Source organism: Pseudoalteromonas sp. FUC4 (genome assembly GCF_008370255.1).
In the GTDB taxonomy this organism is placed as follows: Bacteria; Pseudomonadota; Gammaproteobacteria; order Enterobacterales; family Alteromonadaceae; genus Pseudoalteromonas.
In genome coordinates, this window is record NZ_SEUI01000001.1 from 551,417 (window position 1) to 572,456 (window position 21,040).

The window sequence follows — 21,040 nt, forward strand, 5'->3', positions numbered from 1 at the left end:
TTTATGTAGATATTAGGGCGTGTTTATCTTTGACGATTAGCTTTGCATTAATAAGCTTTTTTCATCAAAGGTAACCACTTTGTCTCGGCCTGTTTCTTTAGCTAAGTAAAGGCGTTTATCCGCATAAGCAAGTAGCTCTTTTATTGTGGCCTCACCATTGATCGCATTACTTACTCCAGCGCTTACCGAGAGGCTAATGTGTTGTCCGTCATGATAAAAAGGCTGGATACTTATATTTTTTCGTAATTGCTCTGCATCATTTTTTGCTGCACTTAGGCTGTAATCAGGCAGTAAAATGGCAAATTCTTCTCCGCCAATTCTGGCACTAATACCCACATTTAAAAATTGCTCTTTAATATGTTGAGATATCCATTTAATTGCCTGATCGCCCATTTCGTGGCCAAATTGATCGTTTACACGTTTAAAAAAGTCAATATCGAGCAAAATAACAGATACATTTTTATCTATGTTTTTAGGTTTACTTAGTGCTTCCCTGCTTTTTGTAAAAAAGCCACGGCGGTTAAGTAATTGACTGAGCGTGTCGGTATTAGCAAGGCTTGAAAGCGTATGTTCAGTATTCGAAGCCAGCAGATACGGCAATATAAGTGCGCTGCAAGTAGCTAAAATTAAATGGCTACTTAAAATAAACTGGAGTGATTCAAGGTAATTAGCTGAATTAGCACCCAGGTAAGGAATTGCGAGTAATGTTGTTTGTGTGAGCATTAAAAGGGTATGAATTAAAAAGCACACAACAAGCGCTTTTTTCTGCAACGTTGCTACAAAGCTCATACTTTTAATAATGTAAGCTGAGTAGAGGTATAGGCCCGAAATAACAAAACTTGTTAGCATTTGCCCTGCTGAATAAGGATATATGGGCAGTAAGGTCAGCGCTGTAAAGCCAAGCAAATAATACAGTGGCACTAAGTTTAATGGTTTGCTGTGTTTATATTTATGTAATCCAACAATAATTAAAAATGGACTTAGTAATATAAAAATATCAGCCAAATAGTGTGTAATAAAAGGCACGTCTATTACTAACTTTAAACAGGCAAGTAATTCGGCAAATGCAAAAGTGATACACGCTAGGCCAAGTAATAAAAATGATGTTTGTTTTTTAAAGTTATGTACAGATAAAAAAAATAGGCCTATTAATACGTTAAGAATGAAAGAGAGACTGATCACTGTAGGCAGGTGTAGCATTTAAGATTCTCTTTTATTAAAGATAGGCGTGGTTGGCGTGGAAAACGTGATGATTATTATGTATTAATGTTTAAAGGTCAATATGGGTAAAAAGTAGTGATTTACCCATACGTCTAATTTGGGAGGGATTTTAACTGAACGAATATTAACGCCCGCTAAACCAAGCTCTCTAAAGCCGATTTAATATCAAGGTGATGAAAACGATAATTATGAACGAGTGCTTTTTTAGGCACTACAAATTGCCCCGTTGTTAGTAAGTCTGACATTTCACCCATTAATAGTTTCAGTGCTGCAGTGGGCATAGGAATAAATGCAGGTCGAGAGAGCGCTTCGCCTAAGCTTTTACTAAATTGAGCATTGCTTACAGGGTTTGGAGCTGTAGCGTTAACAGGTCCTGATATTTCTGGGTGCTTAATAATAAAGAGTATTAGCTGAATCATATCGTCGATGTGTATCCACGACATACCTTGCTCGCCGTTACCAATCGGGCCGCCTAAACACAATTTAAAAGCAGGCAACATTTTTCCAAGTGCACCTCCTTTTTTAGCTAAAACAATACCGGTGCGCAAAAGGCATACTCTAGTTTGTTCTGATTGTGCAAGTAGTGCTGCACTTTCCCAGTCTTTACAAAGCTGGTGGCTAAATTCATTGTGTGGGCTCTCAAACGTTTCATCAATAGGGTTACTATTTTGTCGACCATAAAAACCGACGGCACTTCCAGATATAAAGGTATGCGGGGGAGAACTACAGGCTTTAATAGCTTCACTAATTTGCTGTGTAATATCAATACGGCTGTTTCGTATTATTTGCTTTTGTTTGTCGCTCCAGCGTTTATTTACAATCGGCTCGCCAGCAAGATTAATAACGATATCAACAGTGTTAAAATCAACATCACTAATGTCACTTACGGCTTTAACTTTGTGGCCTAATAATACATTTGCTTTAGTTGGATTGCGGCTAAGTACAGTAACAGTATTATGATGAAGTAAAAAAGGGCATAAGTGCTTACCAATTAATCCGGTCGCGCCAGTTATAAATATATGCATTATTAATCCTTACAATAAAATAGAAGCAAGTGATTAAAAAAACATACTCGCTAGCAAACGGCTTTGCAAATTTATACGTACAACAGGCTTTTATGATCACTTCGTAATTATTTCATTTAATTACCTTTTGCCTTACACTGGGGCGATATAGTTAATAAAAGGATTAATAAATTGGCAAGTTTAACTGGAGTGAATAAAAGCTTAATAGTTTTTGCTTCCTTAGTAGTGGTACTCGCCGGAATAAAAGCCGCGAGTGTAATTATTATTCCGTTTATTTTGGCGGCATTTATTGCCATTATTTGTAACCCGCTTATCAAGTTTTTTGCGCGCTACAAAATTCCTAAAGGCATTGCTGTTATGCTGGTAGTGCTTATTATAGTTGGCTTAGGTGTAAGCCTAGGTGGGCTTGTAGGGCAATCTATCAACGATTTTTCTCAGCAACTTCCTGAGTATAAAGCACAACTTAAAGAAGAATTTGTATGGCTGGTCGATTTAGCATCTCAATACAACATACTGATCAATAAAGACCAGCTAATTAATATGTTCGACCCCGGCAAAATGGTTGATGTGGCCACTAATATGCTCACTGGATTAGGTGGCGTAATGGCAAACATGTTTTTAATTATTTTAACCGTTGTTTTTATGCTGTTTGAAGGGCCAATGCTGAGCAAGAAAATACATATGGCACTTGAAGACCCTGATAGTAAAATGAAGCAAATTGACCGCTTTTTAGAGTCTATTAATTCATACTTGGCAATTAAAACGCTAGTAAGTTTAGGGACGGGTATTATTGCTGCGTTTTACTTATGGATTTTAGACGTTGACTACTTTGTGCTTTGGGGCGTGTTGGCATTTATGTTCAATTACATTCCAAATATAGGTTCCATTATTGCGGCGGTACCAGCTGTATTACTTGCCCTAATTACTCAAGGCCCATTAGTGGCAGGACTTGTTGCTGCAGGATATTTAACAATAAATACGGTAATGGGTAATATTGTAGAGCCTAAATTTTTGGGTAAAGGGTTGGGTCTTTCAACGTTAGTGGTGTTTTTATCATTGATATTTTGGGGCTGGTTATTAGGTACTGTGGGTATGCTTTTATCTGTTCCATTAACGATGATTGTAAAAATAGCCCTAGAAGCCAGTGTAGAAGGTAAGTGGGTTGCCACTTTACTGGGCAGTGGTGAAGAGGTTACTAAAAACAACTAATATCTATAACCATCAAGGGCTGTAGAATTAAAGCCCTGATGGTTAAGTTATCAGTAAATACAGAGCTATTAATTAATAAACGACTTAATAGCGTCATCCACAGCGTTTATTGCGCCTTCTAAATATCCTGCTTCTTGTTTTGCAAACTCACTCGCTACAAAATGAATATTAAGGTTACTTAATTGCTCATCCAAGTTTGAAAAATCAAATTCTGGATGCTGTGAAGGCTGAGTTTGATCGTCTCTATTAGCTACAAATTTATCCTCTGCCCAGTCTTTAATAAAGTATCCCGTTGCCTTTTCAGCATCCTTACCATAAAAATAGCTAAGCTGTTGGGCACAGGCTTGAATTAATTGCTCTTGAGTTACTTGGTTTCGTGATAAGTAGGGCAAACCTATAAAGCCAAATAATGCGGCGTAATTGCTATCCTCAGCACTCGCATCGTGAATTTCGACCATAGGGCCTACGCGGCTAAAGCATTGCCCTGATAAGTTTTTATCACGCCAAAATGCATGTTCAAAAGTAGCTATAAATTTGGCTTGTCCTGCCATCCATGTAGGTACGCTGCTAAGGCGGTTTATGAGTGTTGGAGTCGCCCATAGTTCAGGTGTTAAATGCGTTGTAACCATACGAGCAGGAATTGCTGAAATTAGCTTTTCAGTTGTAAAGTGCTTTATATTGCCTAAGTGATTAACCGTAATTTGCCAGCTATTATCGCTCTTTTTAAGCTCAGTGACATTGTTATCTACCAACACTGAATCGGGATTAAGTTGCTCATACAAGGCAGTTATTAAGGTATTCATGCCGTGTTTGAGTCTAAATAATTGCATATCTCCAGCACCTGCAATTTGTTGAGGTTGCCCGGAGTTAGGTGCTTGATATAACACATCACCTTTGTTGTATTGCTCAAATATACTTAAATGGAGTGACTTTACTAGCGCTTGAATTTTTGGCTGATGGGGAAATATCCACGTAGGGCCTAAATCAAAACTAATATCGTTATTTATTTGTGATTGCGCGGCAAAAATTCTACCACCCAATTGCGATTTAGCTTCTAGCAATAAGTAAGGAATATTAAGTATTTGCAACTTGTATGCACTGTATAAGCCAGCAAGTCCGCCACCTATAATAATTACTGGTTTAGTCATTTGTTAACTCATTAGTTTTTTAGCAATCTACTAGTAGATAGTTTGTTTCGATACAAATAAATTGTCAAGTAGGCTAGAGAGAGCTGCAAACGCAACTAATTGGGTTTGCCTAAGTTACGTTAAAATGGGTGTTTTAGTGATTCCGTAAATTGATTTATAAGCTCAATTTCACAGAGTTTATAGCTAATGGCTGCTGTTGTCGCATTAGGTAGTTTTATTAAGTAACGCCATTGGCAGGCGCTCTCAAGATACTTTTCATTATTTTTAATGCTGCGCATAAATAACGGTAACACTTGCGTATTGCCTGTGCTTTCTTGTGATTTAGTTAGCTCATATTTGCGCTTTTGTATCCAACTGCCTTGTGCTTGCTTTGCTTTATCAATCTGGGTGTCTAAGCATTGAATATACCGCTTAGCTTCATCGGTTGTTGCTTTAGCAGCTAAAGTACATGCTTCATCTGCAAAGCTGTACTGGCTTGAAGCTAATAGCACAATAGCAGTGAGTTTTAATAACCAGCTACTTTTTGTCATTGTAATTAAACTCTAAAATAAATTGAGCGCCAGCTAAGTTATCAGCATCAGTAATGGTAAGTGTTCCGTGATAAGACTTAACTAAGTCAGATACAATCGCCATGCCTACGCCATGTCCGCTTTCGTATGTATCGAGGCGAGTACCGCGTGTAAGTAAAGATTCACGTTTGTCCTCTGGTACGCCAGGGCCATCATCGCTAATTCCAATACACAAAGTTTTGCTTTGAATAACTTGTATTGCTACTTGTGAGCGACACGCTTTACAAGCGTTATCAATCAGGTTGCCGAGTAATTCCATTAAATCTGTTTGGTCACCTAAAAAGTAATCTTTTTCGGTTACGGTGCAGGTAAAAATAATATCTTTATCACGGTATACTTTTACCATAGCACTGAGTATTGAATCAAGTACAGGCTTGACTGGTGTTTGTTTTTTCCAGGTATCTGACGCACCCGTTGCAGCACGTTTTAATTGGTGTTCGATCATCACATTAATGCGGTCGAGTTGTTCTTGTGCATCGGCATCGTTTGCCAATGGACTTGATTTAAGTACCGCAAGCGGTGTTTTAAGAGCATGAGCGAGGTCGCTTAATGAGGCTCTATAACGTTCTTTTTGGCGTTGTTGCGACTCAAGTAGCAAGTTTAGGTCTGCTTTTATTGTTTGCAGTTCTACAGGGTAAAGGCCTTTAATTTCTTGAATATCACCCGATTCAATCGCTTTTATTTCTTTATCGAGTCGTTGGAGTGGGCGAGCGCTCCAAATAAAACCAATCGCCATCAGGCCTGCAATTGCAATGCCCATTATAAACATCCAATCTACAAGGGTTTGCTTAAAGCCATCCATTAAACGAAGTAGAGCGTCATTACGTTTAACTAATATAAAACGAGCTTGTTCTGATTGGTCTATGTTATTTAAAATTACTGTTAGGCTAAGTTGCCAGTACGCGGTGTTATTATACTCCACGCGCCTAAAATCGGCGGCACCGGCTTTGGTTTCTATTTGCTCTGGTACATAGTTTAAATTTACAGCCGATTCTGAGTTCCAAACAGGGTCATCATCGCGGTAAATCATTGCGTAGGTATCTGAATTTAATCTGTTTAACTCAGGCGCTAAAATAGTGCTGGGCATAATAATACCATGCTCAGTAAAGTCGACTTCAGATATTAGCGAGTAAAGCTGTGCTTCGAGAGTTTTTTCTGTCGCATCAACAAGTGAAGCGTAATACGCTTTGCCAATTGAATAAAATAAGATAGGGAGTGCGACTAATAAAACAAAGACAAGGATAAATCCTTGCCTTATTTTTAACGATATTTGCGGTATTACCACTGGCTTTTAAGCCTGTAACCACGCCCACGTAATGTCTCTACTGGATTGAGCACACCATCAGGGTCAAGCTTTTTACGCAAACGTAGTACAAATACTTCAATTACGTTTGAATCAAGATCGAAATCTTGGTCGTAAATATGCTCAGTAAGTTCTGATTTAGAAATTACTTTTTGCGGATTTACCATTAAGTATTCAAGTACTTTATATTCGTAAGCTGTAAGGCTAAGCTCTTTATCATCAACCCATACTTGTTGTGAACGTGTATGAATTTTAATTGGGCCCGCAGTCATTTCTGGATTTGCTTTACCAGCACTGCGACGAATTAATGCATTACAACGTGCAATAAGTTCTTCAACATGAAATGGTTTGGTAAGGTAGTCATCAGCACCTGCATCTAAACCTTCTACTTTGTCCTGCCAGCGGTCGCGCGCTGTTAAGATTAAAATAGGAATAGTAATGCCTTGTGCTCGTGCTTTATTGATTAGCTCAATACCGTCTATTTTAGGTAAACCTAAATCAACTACGGCCATATCAAGCGGGTATTCTGTAATGTGGAAAAGACCTGCTTCACCGTCGTGGCATAAATCCACGCTGTAACGTTCTTTTTCTAAAGCATTACGTAGGTTATCTGCTAAATGTAAATCGTCTTCAATAACTAAAATTCGCATTTGTTAATCCTTTTTCACTTCGCCGGTTTTTTTATTTATATGTAAATCAACGACGTGGCCGTCAGATTTGAGTATTCGTACGGTATAAAAATCTGTTTTTTCGGTAATTTTTAAGGTCTTACCGCCTATTGTTTTCTTTGCAAGTATTACGGCTTTCTTTTTGTCCACCTTAGCATGAGATGCTTGGGCGGCCGTCGCTGCTTGAGCAAAGTTAGCTAAGCTAACACAAGCAATAAAACCGAGGCTTAATAATACGCGCATAATGGAAAACTCCTAGACCAGACCCACTTAGTTTAATTAACTAAGTTACTAAAATTCAAGTAAAAACGCTAAATTCGCTTTTATCTTGGTAATTTTAATTAAAATCTTGTGAACAAACCCTGAATTACAGTGCAACGCACGCTCTTAGGGTTTAATACACTTTTAAGCAGGGAACACTTTTTTGAAAGGTTTTACCACTGTATTTTCATAGATGCCAGCGGCAACGTAAGGGTCAGCTGCTGCCCATTCTCGAGCGGCTTCAATTGACTCAAACTCCGCAACAACTAATGAACCGGTAAAACCTGCTTCTTGAGGATCTTCACTATCGACTGCCGGAAACGGACCTGCGGTAAGTAAACGATTTTGAGAATCAAGCTCACTCAGGCGTGCTAAATGTGCTGGGCGTGCTGCTTTTCTGAGCTCTAAGCTATTTTCAACATCTGTTGAGTGAATCATGTACAACATAAGTAATCTCATAAAAATTGTTAAATTTGATTAACGCAATACTACCACAGCGTTGAAAATTGGTGAATTAAAAGCGTATTTACACAGGTTTACACATCGATTTTATTTTTACACTGTAATTGCTTGAAAATCTCTGTGTAACACTGGTAGAGTCCCTGAAATATACAAAATAATAAAAAGGTTTTAAGCATGAGCGAAAATAGAGAACGATTTAGTTCCCGTCTCGGATTCATATTAGCGGCAGCAGGTTCGGCTGTTGGTATTGGTAATTTAGTTGGCTTTCCGGTTTCTGCTACTAAAAATGGCGGCGGCGCATTTTTATTAATTTACGCTTTATTTGTCGTATTCATTTGTTTACCAGTCATGATGGCTGAGATGGCAATGGGTCGTAACGCTCAAAAAGATCCACTTGGTTCGTATAAACTATTATCAAATAACGATAAAAAATGGAAGTTTGCAGGCTTTTTAGCTGTGCTTACACCATTTATGATTGCTGTATTTTATATGGTAATTACGGTTTGGATTTTTGGCTATTTAACGCAAACAGGCCTAGGTAATTTAGACTTATTAGCAGATCCCGGCCACTTTGGTGTTTTTATTAATAGTTACACTGTGTTCGGTTATATGGCCGTTGTAGTTATTATGGTGAACTTAATTTTATTAGGCGGTGTTAAGCAGGGCATAGAAAAAGCCGCTAAGTTTTTAATGCCCGCTTTATTGGTTATGCTGCTCGCCCTCGTTATTTATGTATTAACGCTTGATAACGCAATGGCTGGCGTTAAATACTATATTATTCCTGATTTTTCTAAAATGAATGCAAGTGTTTTAAATGGCGCATTAAGCCAAGCGTTTTTCTCACTATCTTTGGGGATGGGTATCCTAATGACTTACGCGTCGTATATTTCTAAAAAGGATGACATTGTAAGTAGCGCTAAAATGGTTGCTATTACTGACTCACTCGTTGCGTTTGTAGCGGGTTTAATGGTGCTACCCGCTATATTTAGTTTTGATCCAAATACAGACCCTGCAGCACTTTCTGACTCGTCTGTATCCATGATTTTTGTTTACTTACCTAAAATTTTATTAGCACTGCAAAATGATATTGGCTATGTAGGTGCATCTATTGTTGCATTTTCGTTCTTCTTATTAGTATTTTTTGCAGCGATTACCTCGCTTGTTTCAATAGTAGAAGTCCCGACTGCAACCCTAAGTGACCGCAAAGGTATTAGCCGTAAAAAAGCATTGGGCATTCTTACACTTTCAACCGGTGTACTTACTATTTTATGTACAACGTCGTTTGGTATGATTGACAGCCTTACATCAGTGACAAGCTACGGCGGTGTTAATAAGAGCTTTTTTGATATTATTGTTGATGTATTTTACGACACAATTTTACCGCTTAATGGTTTAATGGTGTGTTTGTTTGTTATGTATCGCTGGAAAAAAGCACGCTTAACACAAGAGCTAAGCTTAGGTTCGCCTAATTATGCAGGAAGCTTTATGGAAAAATACGTTAACTTTTCACTTTCAACGTTTATTCCTGTTATTTTAGCTGTGATATTTATTAATACAGTGGCGACTAAGTTTTTTGATTTAAAAATATTTGGTTTTTAATAAACCTCTTTAAAACTTGTTGAATAATATAATGCCGCTCAGTTAAGCTTAGCGGCATTTTTTATAGGTGTTTTTTACAGGTATCTGATCTAACTATTAAAGGGATTTAAAATGAATAAAATTATTATTGGGTTTGCTTTTGCTATCTCATCATTCGGCGCACTTGCACAAAGTGCTGATGGTTGGCCTGAAGGCGGTGCAATGCACACCGGCATTACTTATAATTTAGAGGGTAATAGGTACAAAACTAAAATCAGTAAAATGATGGATGAAATTTACCCTCAACTAACTGATGATTACCAAGTAGACGCAGTTAAAGCCCAAATAACAGCATGGGAGCAGTATATAGATGCTACATGTAACGTTGTTGGCATAGCAACGGGTGCCGGTGGCTCTTGGCCCTCAACGTATAGTGTTAAATGCCAAAGAAGCCTAAGTTATGACAGATATTTTGCGACTAAAAACGCGCTGAAGTGCGTTAATAGATTAAGCAAAGAAGAGTTTGTAGGGCGTAGCGAAAAGTTAAATTGTTTAATTCAAACATTAAATATAAAAATATTTTAAGGTTTGCAATCGTGCTACAGCTAAATTATAAAGTTAGCTGTAGCATGTTAGGCTTTATAGCAACTCAATGCTTACTGTTGCGCCTTTTTCGATATTGCCGCTTTGTGCTGGCACTACAATTAAGCAGTTAGCTTTACTAAGCGACGAAAGTACACCCGAGCCCTGTTTATTAAACGGGGCAACCACCAAGTCACCTTGCTCGTTAATTGTTGCTGTACCGCGCTGAAAGTCAGCTCTACCTGGGCGCTTTTTAATAACGGATGTAGTAACCGCGTTAAAGCGCATTTTAGGATTTACGTCACCAAGCCCCGACAGCTTTTGCAGTGCAGGCTCTACTAACTGATTAAACGTAACAGCAGCCGACACAGGGTTGCCTGGCAAGCCAAAAAAGTAACTGTTAGCTAGTTTACCAAAGGCAAAAGGTTTGCCTGGTTTCATGGCTATTTTCCAAAAGTGAATATTGCCAATTTCGTTGAGCACTTCTTTGGTAAAGTCGGCTTCACCAACCGATACACCACCTGAGCTTATTACGGCATCGGCAAGTTCGTTCGCTTTTAAAAATGTATTGGTGATGAGTTCTTTATCATCAGGGATAATTCCTAAATCAAGCACGTCTATATTTTTTTGTTGCAGCGCACTAATAATAACAGCGCGGTTGCTTTCAAAAATAGCGCCTTGTTTAAGCGGCTGACCAGGTTCAATTAGCTCATCACCTGTAGAAAGTACGGCTATTTTTAAGTTTCTTACCACGTCTATATTGGCAATTCCTAAAGACGCAAGTAATCCCACATCAACGGCTTTTAATTTATCACCTGCTTTTAAAATAACGTCGTCTATCGCAATATCTTCGCCAGCAAAACGCACGTTTTCGTTTAGTTTTGGTTGCGCGGTAAACGTAATTTTATCACCATCAACCGAGGCATTTTCTTGCATTACAACGCCGTTAGCGCCTGGTGCAATGGCGGCGCCGGTCATTATTCTTACGCATTGCCCTGGGGTAAGCGTTCCTTCAAAAACTTGACCTGCAAACACACTACCTACTTGTGTGTAGGTTAAGCTTTTATCTGAAATACACAGCGCATAGCCATCCATTGCAGAGTTGTTATGAGCGGGTACGTTTATAGTTGATTTAACATCGCTTGCTAAAACGCGATCAACACTTTGCATTATAGAAATGGTTTCAACGTCTTTAATAGGCGTTATTGTGCCAAGTATATTTTGTATTGCAGTTTCAATTGGTAATAAACCGGGTGCATTGCAAACATCGTTCATATATATTGCTTACTTAAATCATTTTATTTTGAAACAATACTTATAATGTCAAAGCTTTACAATACATGGTTGGGTTATTTTTTGTGTGTGATATGCATGTTTTCGTGCAGCGTAAACGCAAAAGAAACGCTGCAAGTAGCCGTAGCAAGTAATTTTAAAACTGTATTGCAAACCCTACTAAAAAAATCCCCATTACCTAATGTTGACGTGAAAATATCAGCCGCTTCTAGCGGTGTTTTATATTCGCAAATAGTGCATGGCGCGCCATTTGATGTGTTTTTATCAGCTGACGATTTTCGCCCGCAATCGCTTATTAAAGAAGGCTATGCCGAGCAAAGCAGTTTAATTACTTACGCGTTAGGCGAACTTGCTTTGTGGCAACCAAAAGCTGAAAAAGTAAATGATAAAGTAGCCATTGCTAATCCGCGTTTTTCACCATACGGACGTGCCTCAGAGCATTACGCTAATAACCATTTTAAAAAACCAATAAATTATGTGTACGGGAATAATATTACGCATGCGTTTCAGTTTGTGCAAAGTGGTAATGTAGGAGTAGGGCTGGTGGCTGTATCATCGCTAAAGGCGGCTTACAGTAACACGCGAGATCAAAAATATTTAGATTATACCGTGCTGCCTACCAATCAATATCCCGATATAATTCAACAAGGTGTTATTATTAGCTCAACTAAAAAGCATGCTAGCGCTAAGCAACTTATGCAATTTTTAATGATGGACGCTACGCAGCAGCAGTTAATTGAATTAGGTTACAGAATAAAGGACAACAATGCTTCAAAGTGATTTAACCGCACTGTGGTTAACTATAAAACTTGCCTTTATAACCGCAGTGCTCCTTCTTGTTTTTTGTATTCCAGTGGCTTACAAGCTCGCTGGCTATAACGGTAAATTTAAACCATTTTTAGAGGCATTAATTGCAATGCCTTTAGTGCTACCGCCTACGTTATTAGGGTTTTATTTACTTGTTTTATTTTCGCCTGATCACGTTTTTGGGCAGTTTTGGTTTTGGCTAACGGGTACGCAGCTTGCGTTTAGTTTTCAGGGCGTAGTTATAGGCTCGCTTTTTTATTCGCTGCCTTTTGTAATGCAGCCTCTTGTGGCTGGGTTTAAGCATATTAATCAAACCTATAACGAAGCTGCCATTGCGCTTGGGTTAAGCCCGTTTAAACGCTTTGTGCATTTAATTATTCCGCTTTTAAAACCCAGTATTGGTAGCGCATTTGCTTTAGGCTTTGCGCATACATTGGGTGAGTTTGGTTTGGTATTAATGATTGGCGGTAATATTCAGGGGCAAACACAGGTGGTGTCTATTGCGCTTTACGACCATGTTGAATCATTAAATTATACGGCGGCGCATCAGCTTTCACTTATTTTACTGGCAATTTCGTTTGCCTGTTTAGTGCTGTTATTTAAGTTTAATAAAAGCATCGTTGGGGTTAAGCAATAACATGATTAAGTTAAGCCTTTTTAAAGCACTCAATAATTTTGATTTAGATATAAACCTTGAGCTTGAGTCGTTTAATGTACTCGGTGTTTACGGGCCTTCTGGCTCAGGTAAGTCAACATTACTGCGTTGTATTAGCGGTTTAGAGCCTGCAAAAAGTGTTCATATTAATAATCAGCCAGTGCATGAGTTGCCAAGCGATAAACGCGGTATTACGCTTCAGTTGCAATCGTGTCCGTTGTTTCCTCATTTAGATGTGGCAGGTAATTTAGCGTTTACACAAAAACACTGCGGGAATAAACAAACCAGCTTAACGCTTCAATACGTTGTTAAAACACTTGAATTACAAGACTTACTAAATCGCGATGTACAAAGCTTATCGGGTGGCGAGCGCCAGCGTGTAGTATTTGCGCGCACTTTGCTTGCCGGTCAAAAATTTATAATGCTCGATGAGCCTTTTAGTGCGCTTGATTGGTCATTGCGTTTTAAAACGCTTACTAAACTCAATGAGTTAGCCGTTAAGTTTAATATTAAATTTATAATAGTAAGTCACTCATTAAAAGAGCTGCTATTTTGCTGCGATACCCTTATTCAGCTTGATAAAGGTAAGGTGATAAACCAAGGTGCAAGTGCGCACGTTGCAAAAGCTATTTACGCAAACGATAGGCAAACACCGCTGAGCTTAATTAATTACGATGTGGTTAAATTTGATGAAGACTACGGGCTATATCAACTGCAATTACAGCAAAGTGAGCAACCGCTTTTTGTGCTTCCTGCACTTGTAGATAGCAGTAATAAGCTAATTATAGAAAGTGAGCAAATGTCGTTTAGTGCGTTAAAGCCTGAGCAAACAACGCACAGTAATGTTTTAAGGTCGGTATTAATTCAGGCTGAGCTTATTAATAATAAGTGGCAGCTAACGCTTAATGTAGATGGGCAAACTTTGTATTGCTTGGCTTCAAGACGATTGTGGGACAAAAACGACTTTAAAGTGGGCGATGTGCTTTATACAACAATCAGTAATCTAGAATAACTAAATGCTGCACACCGCACATTGACTGTTTTTAGCTATTTTAAAACGATTAAACTCCATGCTTAAACCATCCACCAGCAATAAGTGCTCGCTTAAACCACTTGGCAAACCAGCAAGCATTTTTAGCGCTTCAGTTGCCTGAATACTGCCTATTAGCCCCACAATAGGGGAGAGTACGCCGGATTCAGAGCAGCTTTGTGTTTGTTCACTAAAAAATTGCGATAAACAACCATAACAGTGGCTGTTTTCATCCATAGTAAAACACGCGACTTGTCCTTCCATACGTATTGCAGAGCCTGACGCTAGCGGAACTTTAGCGTTAAAACAGGCGCTATTAAGTGCATTGCGCGTTGCTAGGTTATCTGAGCAATCAATCACTATATCAATGTTATTAAATAATTGTTCTGTAGAGGTACTTGCATCAAAAAATGCCTCTATGGTATTTATATTTATTTCACTATTAAGTGCGCTGAGCTGTTTTTTAGCAGCACAGCATTTTGAGCTACCAATATCACTTTCTTTATAGAGTATTTGCCTTTGCAGGTTGGTCACGTCTATTTCATCGTTATCAACTAAGGTAAGCGTGCCAACGCCAGATGCCGCTAAGTATTGACCTACTGCACACCCAAGCCCACCCACACCAATAATTAAAGCATGCGATTGCCATAGTCGCTCTTGTCCGTCTATATCAAGCTGCGGGAGCATAATGTGCCGAGAATAGCGCAGTTGCTGCTGGTAAGTTAGCGGTGTTTTTTGCATTTTCAAACTTCTCATACTTTTTTTGAACAATACCAAGTTGTTAAATCCTAGAGCAAGTAGTAACGCTTTTTATTTGCACTGTAACAGCCCATATCCCCTCACTCATATAGTGCAACTATAACGCATTAAAAAAATAAATACATATAACCAACTGAAATATATGGTTTTTAATTAGTGGCTCAGTAATTGCTGTATTGGGTTAACTAAAATTTAACAAAAATTGGGCAACTACTCATATAAAAGAGTGGGGCATTTACAAAACAATAATACGTTTACGAGGAAATAAACATGCAACCGAGTTCTGGATTTAACTTAATATCCTTCAAAGGAAAAATGAAAGTATTACATCTGAGTTGGATGGTCTTTTTTGTGTCATTTTTTGTATGGTTTAACCATGCTCCTTTATTAGGTGCAATTGCGGGCTCGCTTGGTATTACCATGGCACAAGTTAAAACATTACTAATTTTAAATGTAGCGTTAACTATTCCAGCCCGTGTTGTGGTGGGTATGCTGACCGATAAATTTGGCCCTCGGATTGTTTATGCGGCACTACTTATTACCTGTAGTATTCCGTGTTTTATGTTTGCTATGGCAACCACATTTGAGCAAGCCGCAATAGCGCGTTTTGCGCTAGGTTTTATTGGTGCAGGCTTTGTTGTGGGCATTCGTATGGTGAGTGAATGGTTTCCAGCTAACGAGTTGGGCATAGCAGAAGGTATTTATGGCGGTTGGGGKAACTTTGGTTCAGCAGCAGCGGCTATGTTACTGCCAATTATTGCACTTATGTTTGGTGGCGAAGATGGTTGGCGTTACGCAGTAGGTTTAACGGGGGTATTAAGCGTTATATTTGGTATTATTTGGTACTTAAATGTAACCGATACACCAAAAGGCGGTACATACTTTAAACCTAAAAAAGTAGGCGCAATGGAAGTAACCAGTAAAGGCGACTTTGTATTGTTGCTTATTATGAAAATTCCTATGTACGGCGCATTAGCATTACTTACTTGGAAGCTTTCACCAACCGGTGCTAACCTAATTTCGGCTAATTTTGTACTTGCCGTGTATGCTTTTTTAGTTCTGCTTTATATTTACGAAGTGTATAAAACCTTTGACGTAAATGGTCATATCTTTAAAGAGCCTGTACCTGAGTCGCATCGTTATGAGTTTAAGCAAGTAGCTGTTTTAAATATTTTATATTTTACAACCTTTGGTTCTGAGCTGGCGGTTGTATCTATGTTGCCACTGTTTTTTATGGATGTGTTTGGTCTTGATATGGTGTACGCGGGTATTTTAGCCTCTGCTTACGCATTTATGAATTTAGCTTCTCGTCCAGGTGGCGGTTGGATTTCAGATAAATTAGGTCGTCGTATAACACTTATTGTACTTACAACGGGTCTTGCTGTTGGTTATTTTGTTATGGGCTTGGTTGATGCATCTTGGCCTTTATGGCTTGCAGTTGTTGCGGCTATGGCATGTTCGTTCTTTGTGCAAGCAGGTGAAGGCGCTGTATTTGCTGCAGTACCGCTAATTAAGCGTCGTTTAACTGGGCAAATTGCAGGTATGACAGGGGCTTATGGTAATGTTGGTGCAGTAGTTTACTTAACGGCATTGTCACTTGTTGATTATCAAACCTTCTTTTTCATTATTGCGGGTAGTGCATTACTTGGCCTAGCTGCACTGTTTTTTATGAAAGAACCAGATGGACATATTACCGAAGTAAATGAAGACGGCACCGTTGAACTTATTTCAGTGACTTAAGGCATTATTGACTATGTTTGATGAAACACACCACGCTAAAGCGCTTGAAAATGAACTCAATGTTTCATTTGGCGGGCACAGCGCTAAAGGGTTAAAAGCAGAAAACCAAGATGCGTTTGCTGCTCTCAATACCAAAGCGCAAGAAAAAGAGTCTAAAGGCGTTATTGCCTGCTTAGCCGATGGGTGTTCATCAGCAAAAAATGCTAAACAAGCGTCTCAACTTTCGGTTACTCATTTTATAAATGAGTATTTAAATACCCCCGAAAGTTGGGCGGTTAAAAAGTCAGTGTCGAAGGTGTTAGCAAGTTTAAATCAGTGGCTTTATTCGCAATCGGTTAATTACAATCACTTAGGTCAGCGCCAAGCCGATTGGATGACGACTTTTACAGCACTTATTTTAAAGTCGGCAACGGGTTATATATTTCACTTAGGTGATACGCGTATTACTCGCTTGCGAGGAAATAAAATAGAGGCGATAACACGGGATCACAAAGTAAACGATACGCTAACGCGTGCACTTGGCGCACAACTTCATCAAGAAATAGATGTATACGAAGTTGACCTAAAAGCAGACGATATTTATATATTAACCTGTGATGGCGTACACGATGTGCTCCCAAGCAGCGACATAGCTAAATTAATTAATGAGCACGCTAATTTAGAGCCCACTAATTTAGAGCATGCAGCTAAAGCAATTACCGAACTTGCATTAGCGCGAGGCAGTGACGACAACGTAAGTTGTTTACTGGTAAAAGTAGAAAATATTGCCGAGCAAAAGTTAGATGAGCTTTATCATTCGCTAACACGACGAAAAATCCCACCTGCGCTTAATGTTGGGCAAAAAATTGATGACTACACGGTTATTCGTAAATTACATGCCAGTAGTCGCTCGCACATTTATTTAGTGCAACAAGCGCCCGATATACCGCCAGTGGTTTTAAAAGCACCTTCGGTTAATTTTGAAGACGATGTGCACTACCTTCAAGGCTTTATAAGAGAGGGCTGGGTAGGGCAACGCATAAACCATTTAAACGTGATGAAAGTACTGAGTACGCAATCGCAGAGTCGTTTTTTGTATCATATTTGTGAGTACATGGACGGGCAAACACTCAGTGATTGGAAGCACGACGTGCCGCACCCAGAAATAACCCAAGTACGCAGTATTATTGAACAAATAGTACATGCACTAAGGGCGTTTCAGCGACTCGATATGGTGCATCGCGATTTAAAACTCGATAATGTAATGATAGATGCGCACGGAAAAGTAACGCTCATTGATTACGGCACAGTAAGTGTTGCAGCTATGGACGAGTCGGTTAAACAAATTGCGGATGATTGCCCGCAAGGCACTGCCGACTACACCGCACCCGAAACACTTATTACTATGCACGCCGATTTTAAAAGTGATTTGTTTTCACTTGGCGTTATTGCATACGAGTTATTGTGCTCAAAATTGCCTTATAAACCACTGCCACTTAACCACGTAGCGCCAAAAGATTACAGCCATTGGCATTACACAAGTATTCGTAAATACAGAGCCGATATTCCGTTTTGGTTAGATCAAGCCCTTATGAAAGCGCTTGCCCCTAAACCTGAGCTCAGATACCAAGCTTTTTCTGAGTTTATAAACGATATCAACAAACCTAATCCTTATTTAGAAAGTACCGCTAATAAAAGTTCAATAATGAAACGCGATCCAGTTATGGTGTGGAAATGTATTTCGCTGTGTTTATTTATTGCTTTGGTATGTGTATTAATAATTAAAACTTAGAGAACCAAAATGCTTAACTATAAGAACAACTTACCTATTATTTTTATACTGGGTTGCTTCACTGCGCCTTCAATAAGCCAAGCTTCGCAAACTGATCTTGATTTTAGACTACGTTTTGAAAGCGTTGATCAAAACAATGCTTTAAAAGATGCAAGCGGCTTAACACTTAGAGCCCGCTTAACGCATCAAACCGATGAGGTAAATGGTTTTTCAGCCCTTATTGAAGTAGAAGACACTCGCAGCCTATTGGGCGTAGATGATTACAACAATACGGTGGGGAAAAACACTAATTATTCTGTTATTGCAGACCCAGAAAACACTGAAATAGACCAAGGTTTTGTTAAATATGCCCGCGATGGCCTATCGCTAAAAGTAGGGCGCCAAGTAATAGCCCTTGATGGGCAGCGTTTTGTTGGTCACGTAGGTTGGCGCCAAGACAGACAAACCTTTGATGCAGCAACCATTAATTACGCATTTAATAACATAGATTTACAGTACAGTTATTTAAATAAGCGTAACCGCATATTTGCTGACGATAAAGACATTAAATCGTCCGATCATCTAATTAATGCAAGCTTTAAAACAGACTACGGTGAAGTGGTTTTATACAGTTACTTATTAAGTGACGATGCACTACAAGACGACAGTTTAGACACTTATGGTGTTTCTTTTAACGGTAATAAAACCCTAAACGACATAAAATTTTATTACAAAGCGGAGTATGCAACGCAGTCTGCTTCAACAGGCGTGAGTGATTTTGATGCCGATTACTATGCACTTGAAGGCGCTGTCGATTTAAATGGGTTGGGAATAAAAACAGTAACATTAAAAGTCGGCGTAGAGTCACTTGGCTCAGACAATGGCGATTACGGGTTTGCAACACCGCTTGCCACGTTACATAAATTTAATGGTTGGACAGATACGTTTTTAAATACACCCGCACAAGGCTTGGACGACACTTATATAAGCTTAAACGGTAAAGCGTTTGACGGAAAATGGCTGGTGGCTTATCACAGTTTTGATGCTAATGAGCAATCAAATGGGGTTGACGATTTAGGCAGTGAACTAAACGTACAATACGTTAAACCTATTAATAAACAATATGCAGTAGGTGTAAAATACGCTGATTACTCAGCGGGCGATACTGCTGCTAATAAAGTCGATACTCAAAAATTGTGGGTATGGATGAGCGCTAAATTTTAACCCTCACTATCTTCTAAAATCCTCTTGTAATTTATAGCGACACAAGATGGTGCAATTGCACCATCTTGTGGGGCTTTATGCTTTTCACCTCTGCACCAATATAGGCAACTTGCTGATTTTAAATGCTTATATATTTGGCTTACATATTGCTATAACAATCCTATAACAAATTATTCGATGTTAGCTTTAGTCAATCACTAAAGTAGATATCATTTTAAGGTGGGTAAATGCTAAGCAAGCAGCGTGTTGTAGTAGTAGGAAACGGAATGGTGGGGCACCATTTTGTGCAGCAGCTAGTTTCTCAAAATCAAGCTGATGAGCAATTTGAAATTACAGTACTTAGCGGTGAAGACCGTTTAGCGTATGACCGCGTGCAGCTATCGTCTTTTTTTAAAGGCAAAACCGCAGACGACCTCGCACTTACATGTAATAAAACCTATGACGATTGGCAAGTACGCTTTCATACTCATTCTAAAGTGGTTGATATAAATCGTGATGCGCAAACTGTAACGACCGCTAAAGGGGAGTTGTTTGAATACGACAAGCTTGTGCTTGCTACAGGTTCATTTCCATTTGTACCGCCTATACCGGGTAAAGATCGCGAGCATTGCCTTGTTTATCGCACCATTAACGATTTACACGCAATAAAAAACTCAGCCCACGGCAGTAAAGTAGGCGTGGTAATTGGTGGCGGTTTACTGGGGCTTGAAGCTGCAAACGCATTAAAGCAACTGGGTTTACAGACTCACGTAATAGAATTTGCACCGCAACTTATGGGCGTACAAGTTGATGCGGGTGGCGGTCGGTTACTAAAAAACAAAATTACAGACTTGGGCGTTACTGTGCATACATCGGTAGCAACCGAGGAAATAGTAGAGGGTGAGAACTGCCGTTACAAAATGTGTTTTAAAGGCGGTAAAACCCTTGAAACCGACATGATTGTATTTTCGGCGGGTATTCGCCCTTATGATAATTTAGCCCGCGAGTTTAATTTAGAGATAGGTGAGCGCGGCGGTATTGTAATTAATAATCACTGCCAAACGAGCGATAAAAACATATACGCTATTGGTGAATGTGCACTGTGGAATAATTTTATTTTTGGCTTAGTAGCACCTGGTTACGCCATGGCTAAAATAGCGGTTGGGCATATTTTACAAGATACGCAGCAAGGTACTTTGCAAAGTACTGGCTCAGATAATAAAACCGATGAATTTAGTGGTGCCGATATGAGCACCAAGCTTAAATTAATGGGTGTTGAAGTAGGCTCTATTGGCGATGCACATGCACGCAGCGAAGGCGCAATAAGCTATTATTTTGAAGATCTACCCAATGGTATTTATAAAAAAATAGTCACCAATTCACAAAGTAATAAGCTGATTGGCGCGGTACTTGTTGGCGATACCAGCGATTACGATAATTTGCTGCAATATCATTTAAACGACATTGAACTTACCACCGTTCCCGAAGCGCTCATTATGCCTCTTGGCGGCGACATAGCAGAGCTAAGGGCCGATGACTTGCCTGATGACGCCATTATTTGCGCGTGTCATAAAGTAACCAAACACACCATTGAACAATCAGTTTCTAAAGGCTTTATAGATTTGGCAGGTGTGCAGCAAAGCACTAAGGCCAGTACAGGTTGTGGAGGGTGTGAAAAACTCGTTCAAAATGTAATAAGCAGCGCACTCGCTAAAGCAAGTAACACTATTAATGTAGTTACCCTTAATGAGCCTGTAAAACAGCCTGCATAAATTAA

General features: G+C 39.2%; 20 protein-coding genes. 10 read left to right on the top strand and 10 right to left on the bottom strand.

The window, feature by feature from the left end; translation table 11 throughout:
* Positions 1-36: 36 nt before the first annotated feature.
* Both EU510_RS02525 and EU510_RS02530 read right to left on the bottom strand, forming a co-directional pair.
* Positions 37-1,200: a GGDEF domain-containing protein gene (locus tag EU510_RS02525; RefSeq protein WP_149592113.1), complete on the bottom strand. Its 1,164-nt coding sequence runs from the start codon at positions 1,198-1,200 to the stop codon at positions 37-39.
* A 155-nt stretch (positions 1,201-1,355) separates the two neighbouring features.
* Complete coding sequence (locus EU510_RS02530) at positions 1,356-2,246, bottom strand: TIGR01777 family oxidoreductase (protein WP_149592114.1); 891 nt, start codon at positions 2,244-2,246, stop codon at positions 1,356-1,358.
* 171 nt (positions 2,247-2,417) lie between these two features.
* Here EU510_RS02530 and EU510_RS02535 point away from each other — a divergent pair, with 171 nt between their 5' ends.
* Positions 2,418-3,455, top strand: a complete 1,038-nt coding sequence (locus EU510_RS02535) for an AI-2E family transporter (protein ID WP_149592115.1) — start codon at positions 2,418-2,420, stop codon at positions 3,453-3,455.
* A 68-nt stretch (positions 3,456-3,523) separates the two neighbouring features.
* Here the strand turns inward: EU510_RS02535 and EU510_RS02540 are convergent, their stop codons facing one another.
* The 6 genes from EU510_RS02540 to EU510_RS02565 form a co-directional block, all read right to left on the bottom strand.
* Positions 3,524-4,603, bottom strand: coding sequence for a flavin monoamine oxidase family protein (locus tag EU510_RS02540; protein ID WP_149592116.1), 1,080 nt, complete (start codon positions 4,601-4,603; stop codon positions 3,524-3,526).
* A gap of 119 nt (positions 4,604-4,722) precedes the next feature.
* Positions 4,723-5,133 (bottom strand): hypothetical protein, encoded by a 411-nt coding sequence (locus EU510_RS02545; protein ID WP_149592117.1) that lies wholly within the window; start codon positions 5,131-5,133, stop codon positions 4,723-4,725.
* Positions 5,120-6,457, bottom strand: coding sequence for an ATP-binding protein (locus tag EU510_RS02550; RefSeq protein ID WP_149592118.1), 1,338 nt, complete (start codon positions 6,455-6,457; stop codon positions 5,120-5,122). Before EU510_RS02550 ends, EU510_RS02545 begins: the two co-directional genes overlap by 14 nt.
* Positions 6,451-7,125: a response regulator transcription factor gene (locus EU510_RS02555; RefSeq protein ID WP_002959806.1), complete on the bottom strand. Its 675-nt coding sequence runs from the start codon at positions 7,123-7,125 to the stop codon at positions 6,451-6,453. The genes EU510_RS02550 and EU510_RS02555 overlap by 7 nt, the downstream gene beginning before the upstream one ends.
* 3 nt (positions 7,126-7,128) lie before the next feature.
* Entirely contained in the window at positions 7,129-7,386 is a 258-nt protein-coding gene (locus EU510_RS02560) for a PepSY domain-containing protein (RefSeq protein ID WP_149592119.1), read from the bottom strand.
* A 162-nt stretch (positions 7,387-7,548) separates the two neighbouring features.
* Positions 7,549-7,851 (bottom strand): YciI family protein, encoded by a 303-nt coding sequence (locus EU510_RS02565; RefSeq protein ID WP_039488129.1) that lies wholly within the window; start codon positions 7,849-7,851, stop codon positions 7,549-7,551.
* A gap of 189 nt (positions 7,852-8,040) precedes the next feature.
* Here EU510_RS02565 and EU510_RS02570 point away from each other — a divergent pair, with 189 nt between their 5' ends.
* Both EU510_RS02570 and EU510_RS02575 read left to right on the top strand, forming a co-directional pair.
* On the top strand, positions 8,041-9,465 hold the full coding sequence (locus tag EU510_RS02570; protein WP_149592120.1) for a sodium-dependent transporter: 1,425 nt from the start codon (positions 8,041-8,043) through the stop codon (positions 9,463-9,465).
* A gap of 111 nt (positions 9,466-9,576) precedes the next feature.
* Positions 9,577-10,029 (top strand): hypothetical protein, encoded by a 453-nt coding sequence (locus EU510_RS02575; RefSeq protein ID WP_149592121.1) that lies wholly within the window; start codon positions 9,577-9,579, stop codon positions 10,027-10,029.
* A gap of 54 nt (positions 10,030-10,083) precedes the next feature.
* Here EU510_RS02575 and glp read toward each other — a convergent pair whose 3' ends face one another.
* The gene (gene glp, locus EU510_RS02580; RefSeq protein ID WP_149592122.1) at positions 10,084-11,301 is read right to left on the bottom strand and encodes a gephyrin-like molybdotransferase Glp; all 1,218 of its coding nucleotides are present in this window, start codon (positions 11,299-11,301) and stop codon (positions 10,084-10,086) included.
* Between the two features lie 96 nt (positions 11,302-11,397).
* Between glp and modA the strand changes: the two genes are divergently transcribed.
* Genes modA through EU510_RS02595 form a run of 3 tightly spaced genes read left to right on the top strand, consistent with a single transcriptional unit; the run spans position 11,398 to position 13,793 of the window.
* Positions 11,398-12,099 carry a molybdate ABC transporter substrate-binding protein gene (gene modA / locus EU510_RS02585; protein ID WP_149592123.1) on the top strand — a complete coding sequence of 234 codons (702 nt, stop codon included), beginning with the start codon at positions 11,398-11,400 and terminating at the stop codon, positions 12,097-12,099.
* Positions 12,086-12,763: a molybdate ABC transporter permease subunit gene (gene modB / locus EU510_RS02590; protein ID WP_149592124.1), complete on the top strand. Its 678-nt coding sequence runs from the start codon at positions 12,086-12,088 to the stop codon at positions 12,761-12,763. Before modA ends, modB begins: the two co-directional genes overlap by 14 nt.
* A 1-nt stretch (position 12,764) precedes the next feature.
* Positions 12,765-13,793 (top strand): ATP-binding cassette domain-containing protein, encoded by a 1,029-nt coding sequence (locus EU510_RS02595; protein ID WP_149592125.1) that lies wholly within the window; start codon positions 12,765-12,767, stop codon positions 13,791-13,793.
* Here the strand turns inward: EU510_RS02595 and moeB are convergent, their stop codons facing one another.
* Positions 13,794-14,552 carry a molybdopterin-synthase adenylyltransferase MoeB gene (moeB, locus tag EU510_RS02600; RefSeq protein ID WP_149592126.1) on the bottom strand — a complete coding sequence of 253 codons (759 nt, stop codon included), beginning with the start codon at positions 14,550-14,552 and terminating at the stop codon, positions 13,794-13,796. It lies immediately after the preceding gene.
* A 288-nt stretch (positions 14,553-14,840) separates the two neighbouring features.
* On the opposite strand from moeB, the gene EU510_RS02605 reads away from it, so the two are divergent.
* From EU510_RS02605 to EU510_RS02620, 4 genes are all read left to right on the top strand, one after another.
* The gene (locus EU510_RS02605; RefSeq protein ID WP_149592127.1) at positions 14,841-16,310 is read left to right on the top strand and encodes a NarK family nitrate/nitrite MFS transporter; all 1,470 of its coding nucleotides are present in this window, start codon (positions 14,841-14,843) and stop codon (positions 16,308-16,310) included.
* Positions 16,311-16,323: 13 nt separating this feature from the next.
* Positions 16,324-18,081 carry a bifunctional protein-serine/threonine kinase/phosphatase gene (locus EU510_RS02610; RefSeq protein WP_149592128.1) on the top strand — a complete coding sequence of 586 codons (1,758 nt, stop codon included), beginning with the start codon at positions 16,324-16,326 and terminating at the stop codon, positions 18,079-18,081.
* Between the two features lie 9 nt (positions 18,082-18,090).
* Positions 18,091-19,284, top strand: a complete 1,194-nt coding sequence (locus EU510_RS02615) for an alginate export family protein (protein WP_149592129.1) — start codon at positions 18,091-18,093, stop codon at positions 19,282-19,284.
* Positions 19,285-19,511: 227 nt separating this feature from the next.
* Positions 19,512-21,035 (top strand): FAD-dependent oxidoreductase, encoded by a 1,524-nt coding sequence (locus tag EU510_RS02620; protein WP_149592130.1) that lies wholly within the window; start codon positions 19,512-19,514, stop codon positions 21,033-21,035.
* Positions 21,036-21,040 lie beyond the last annotated feature (5 nt).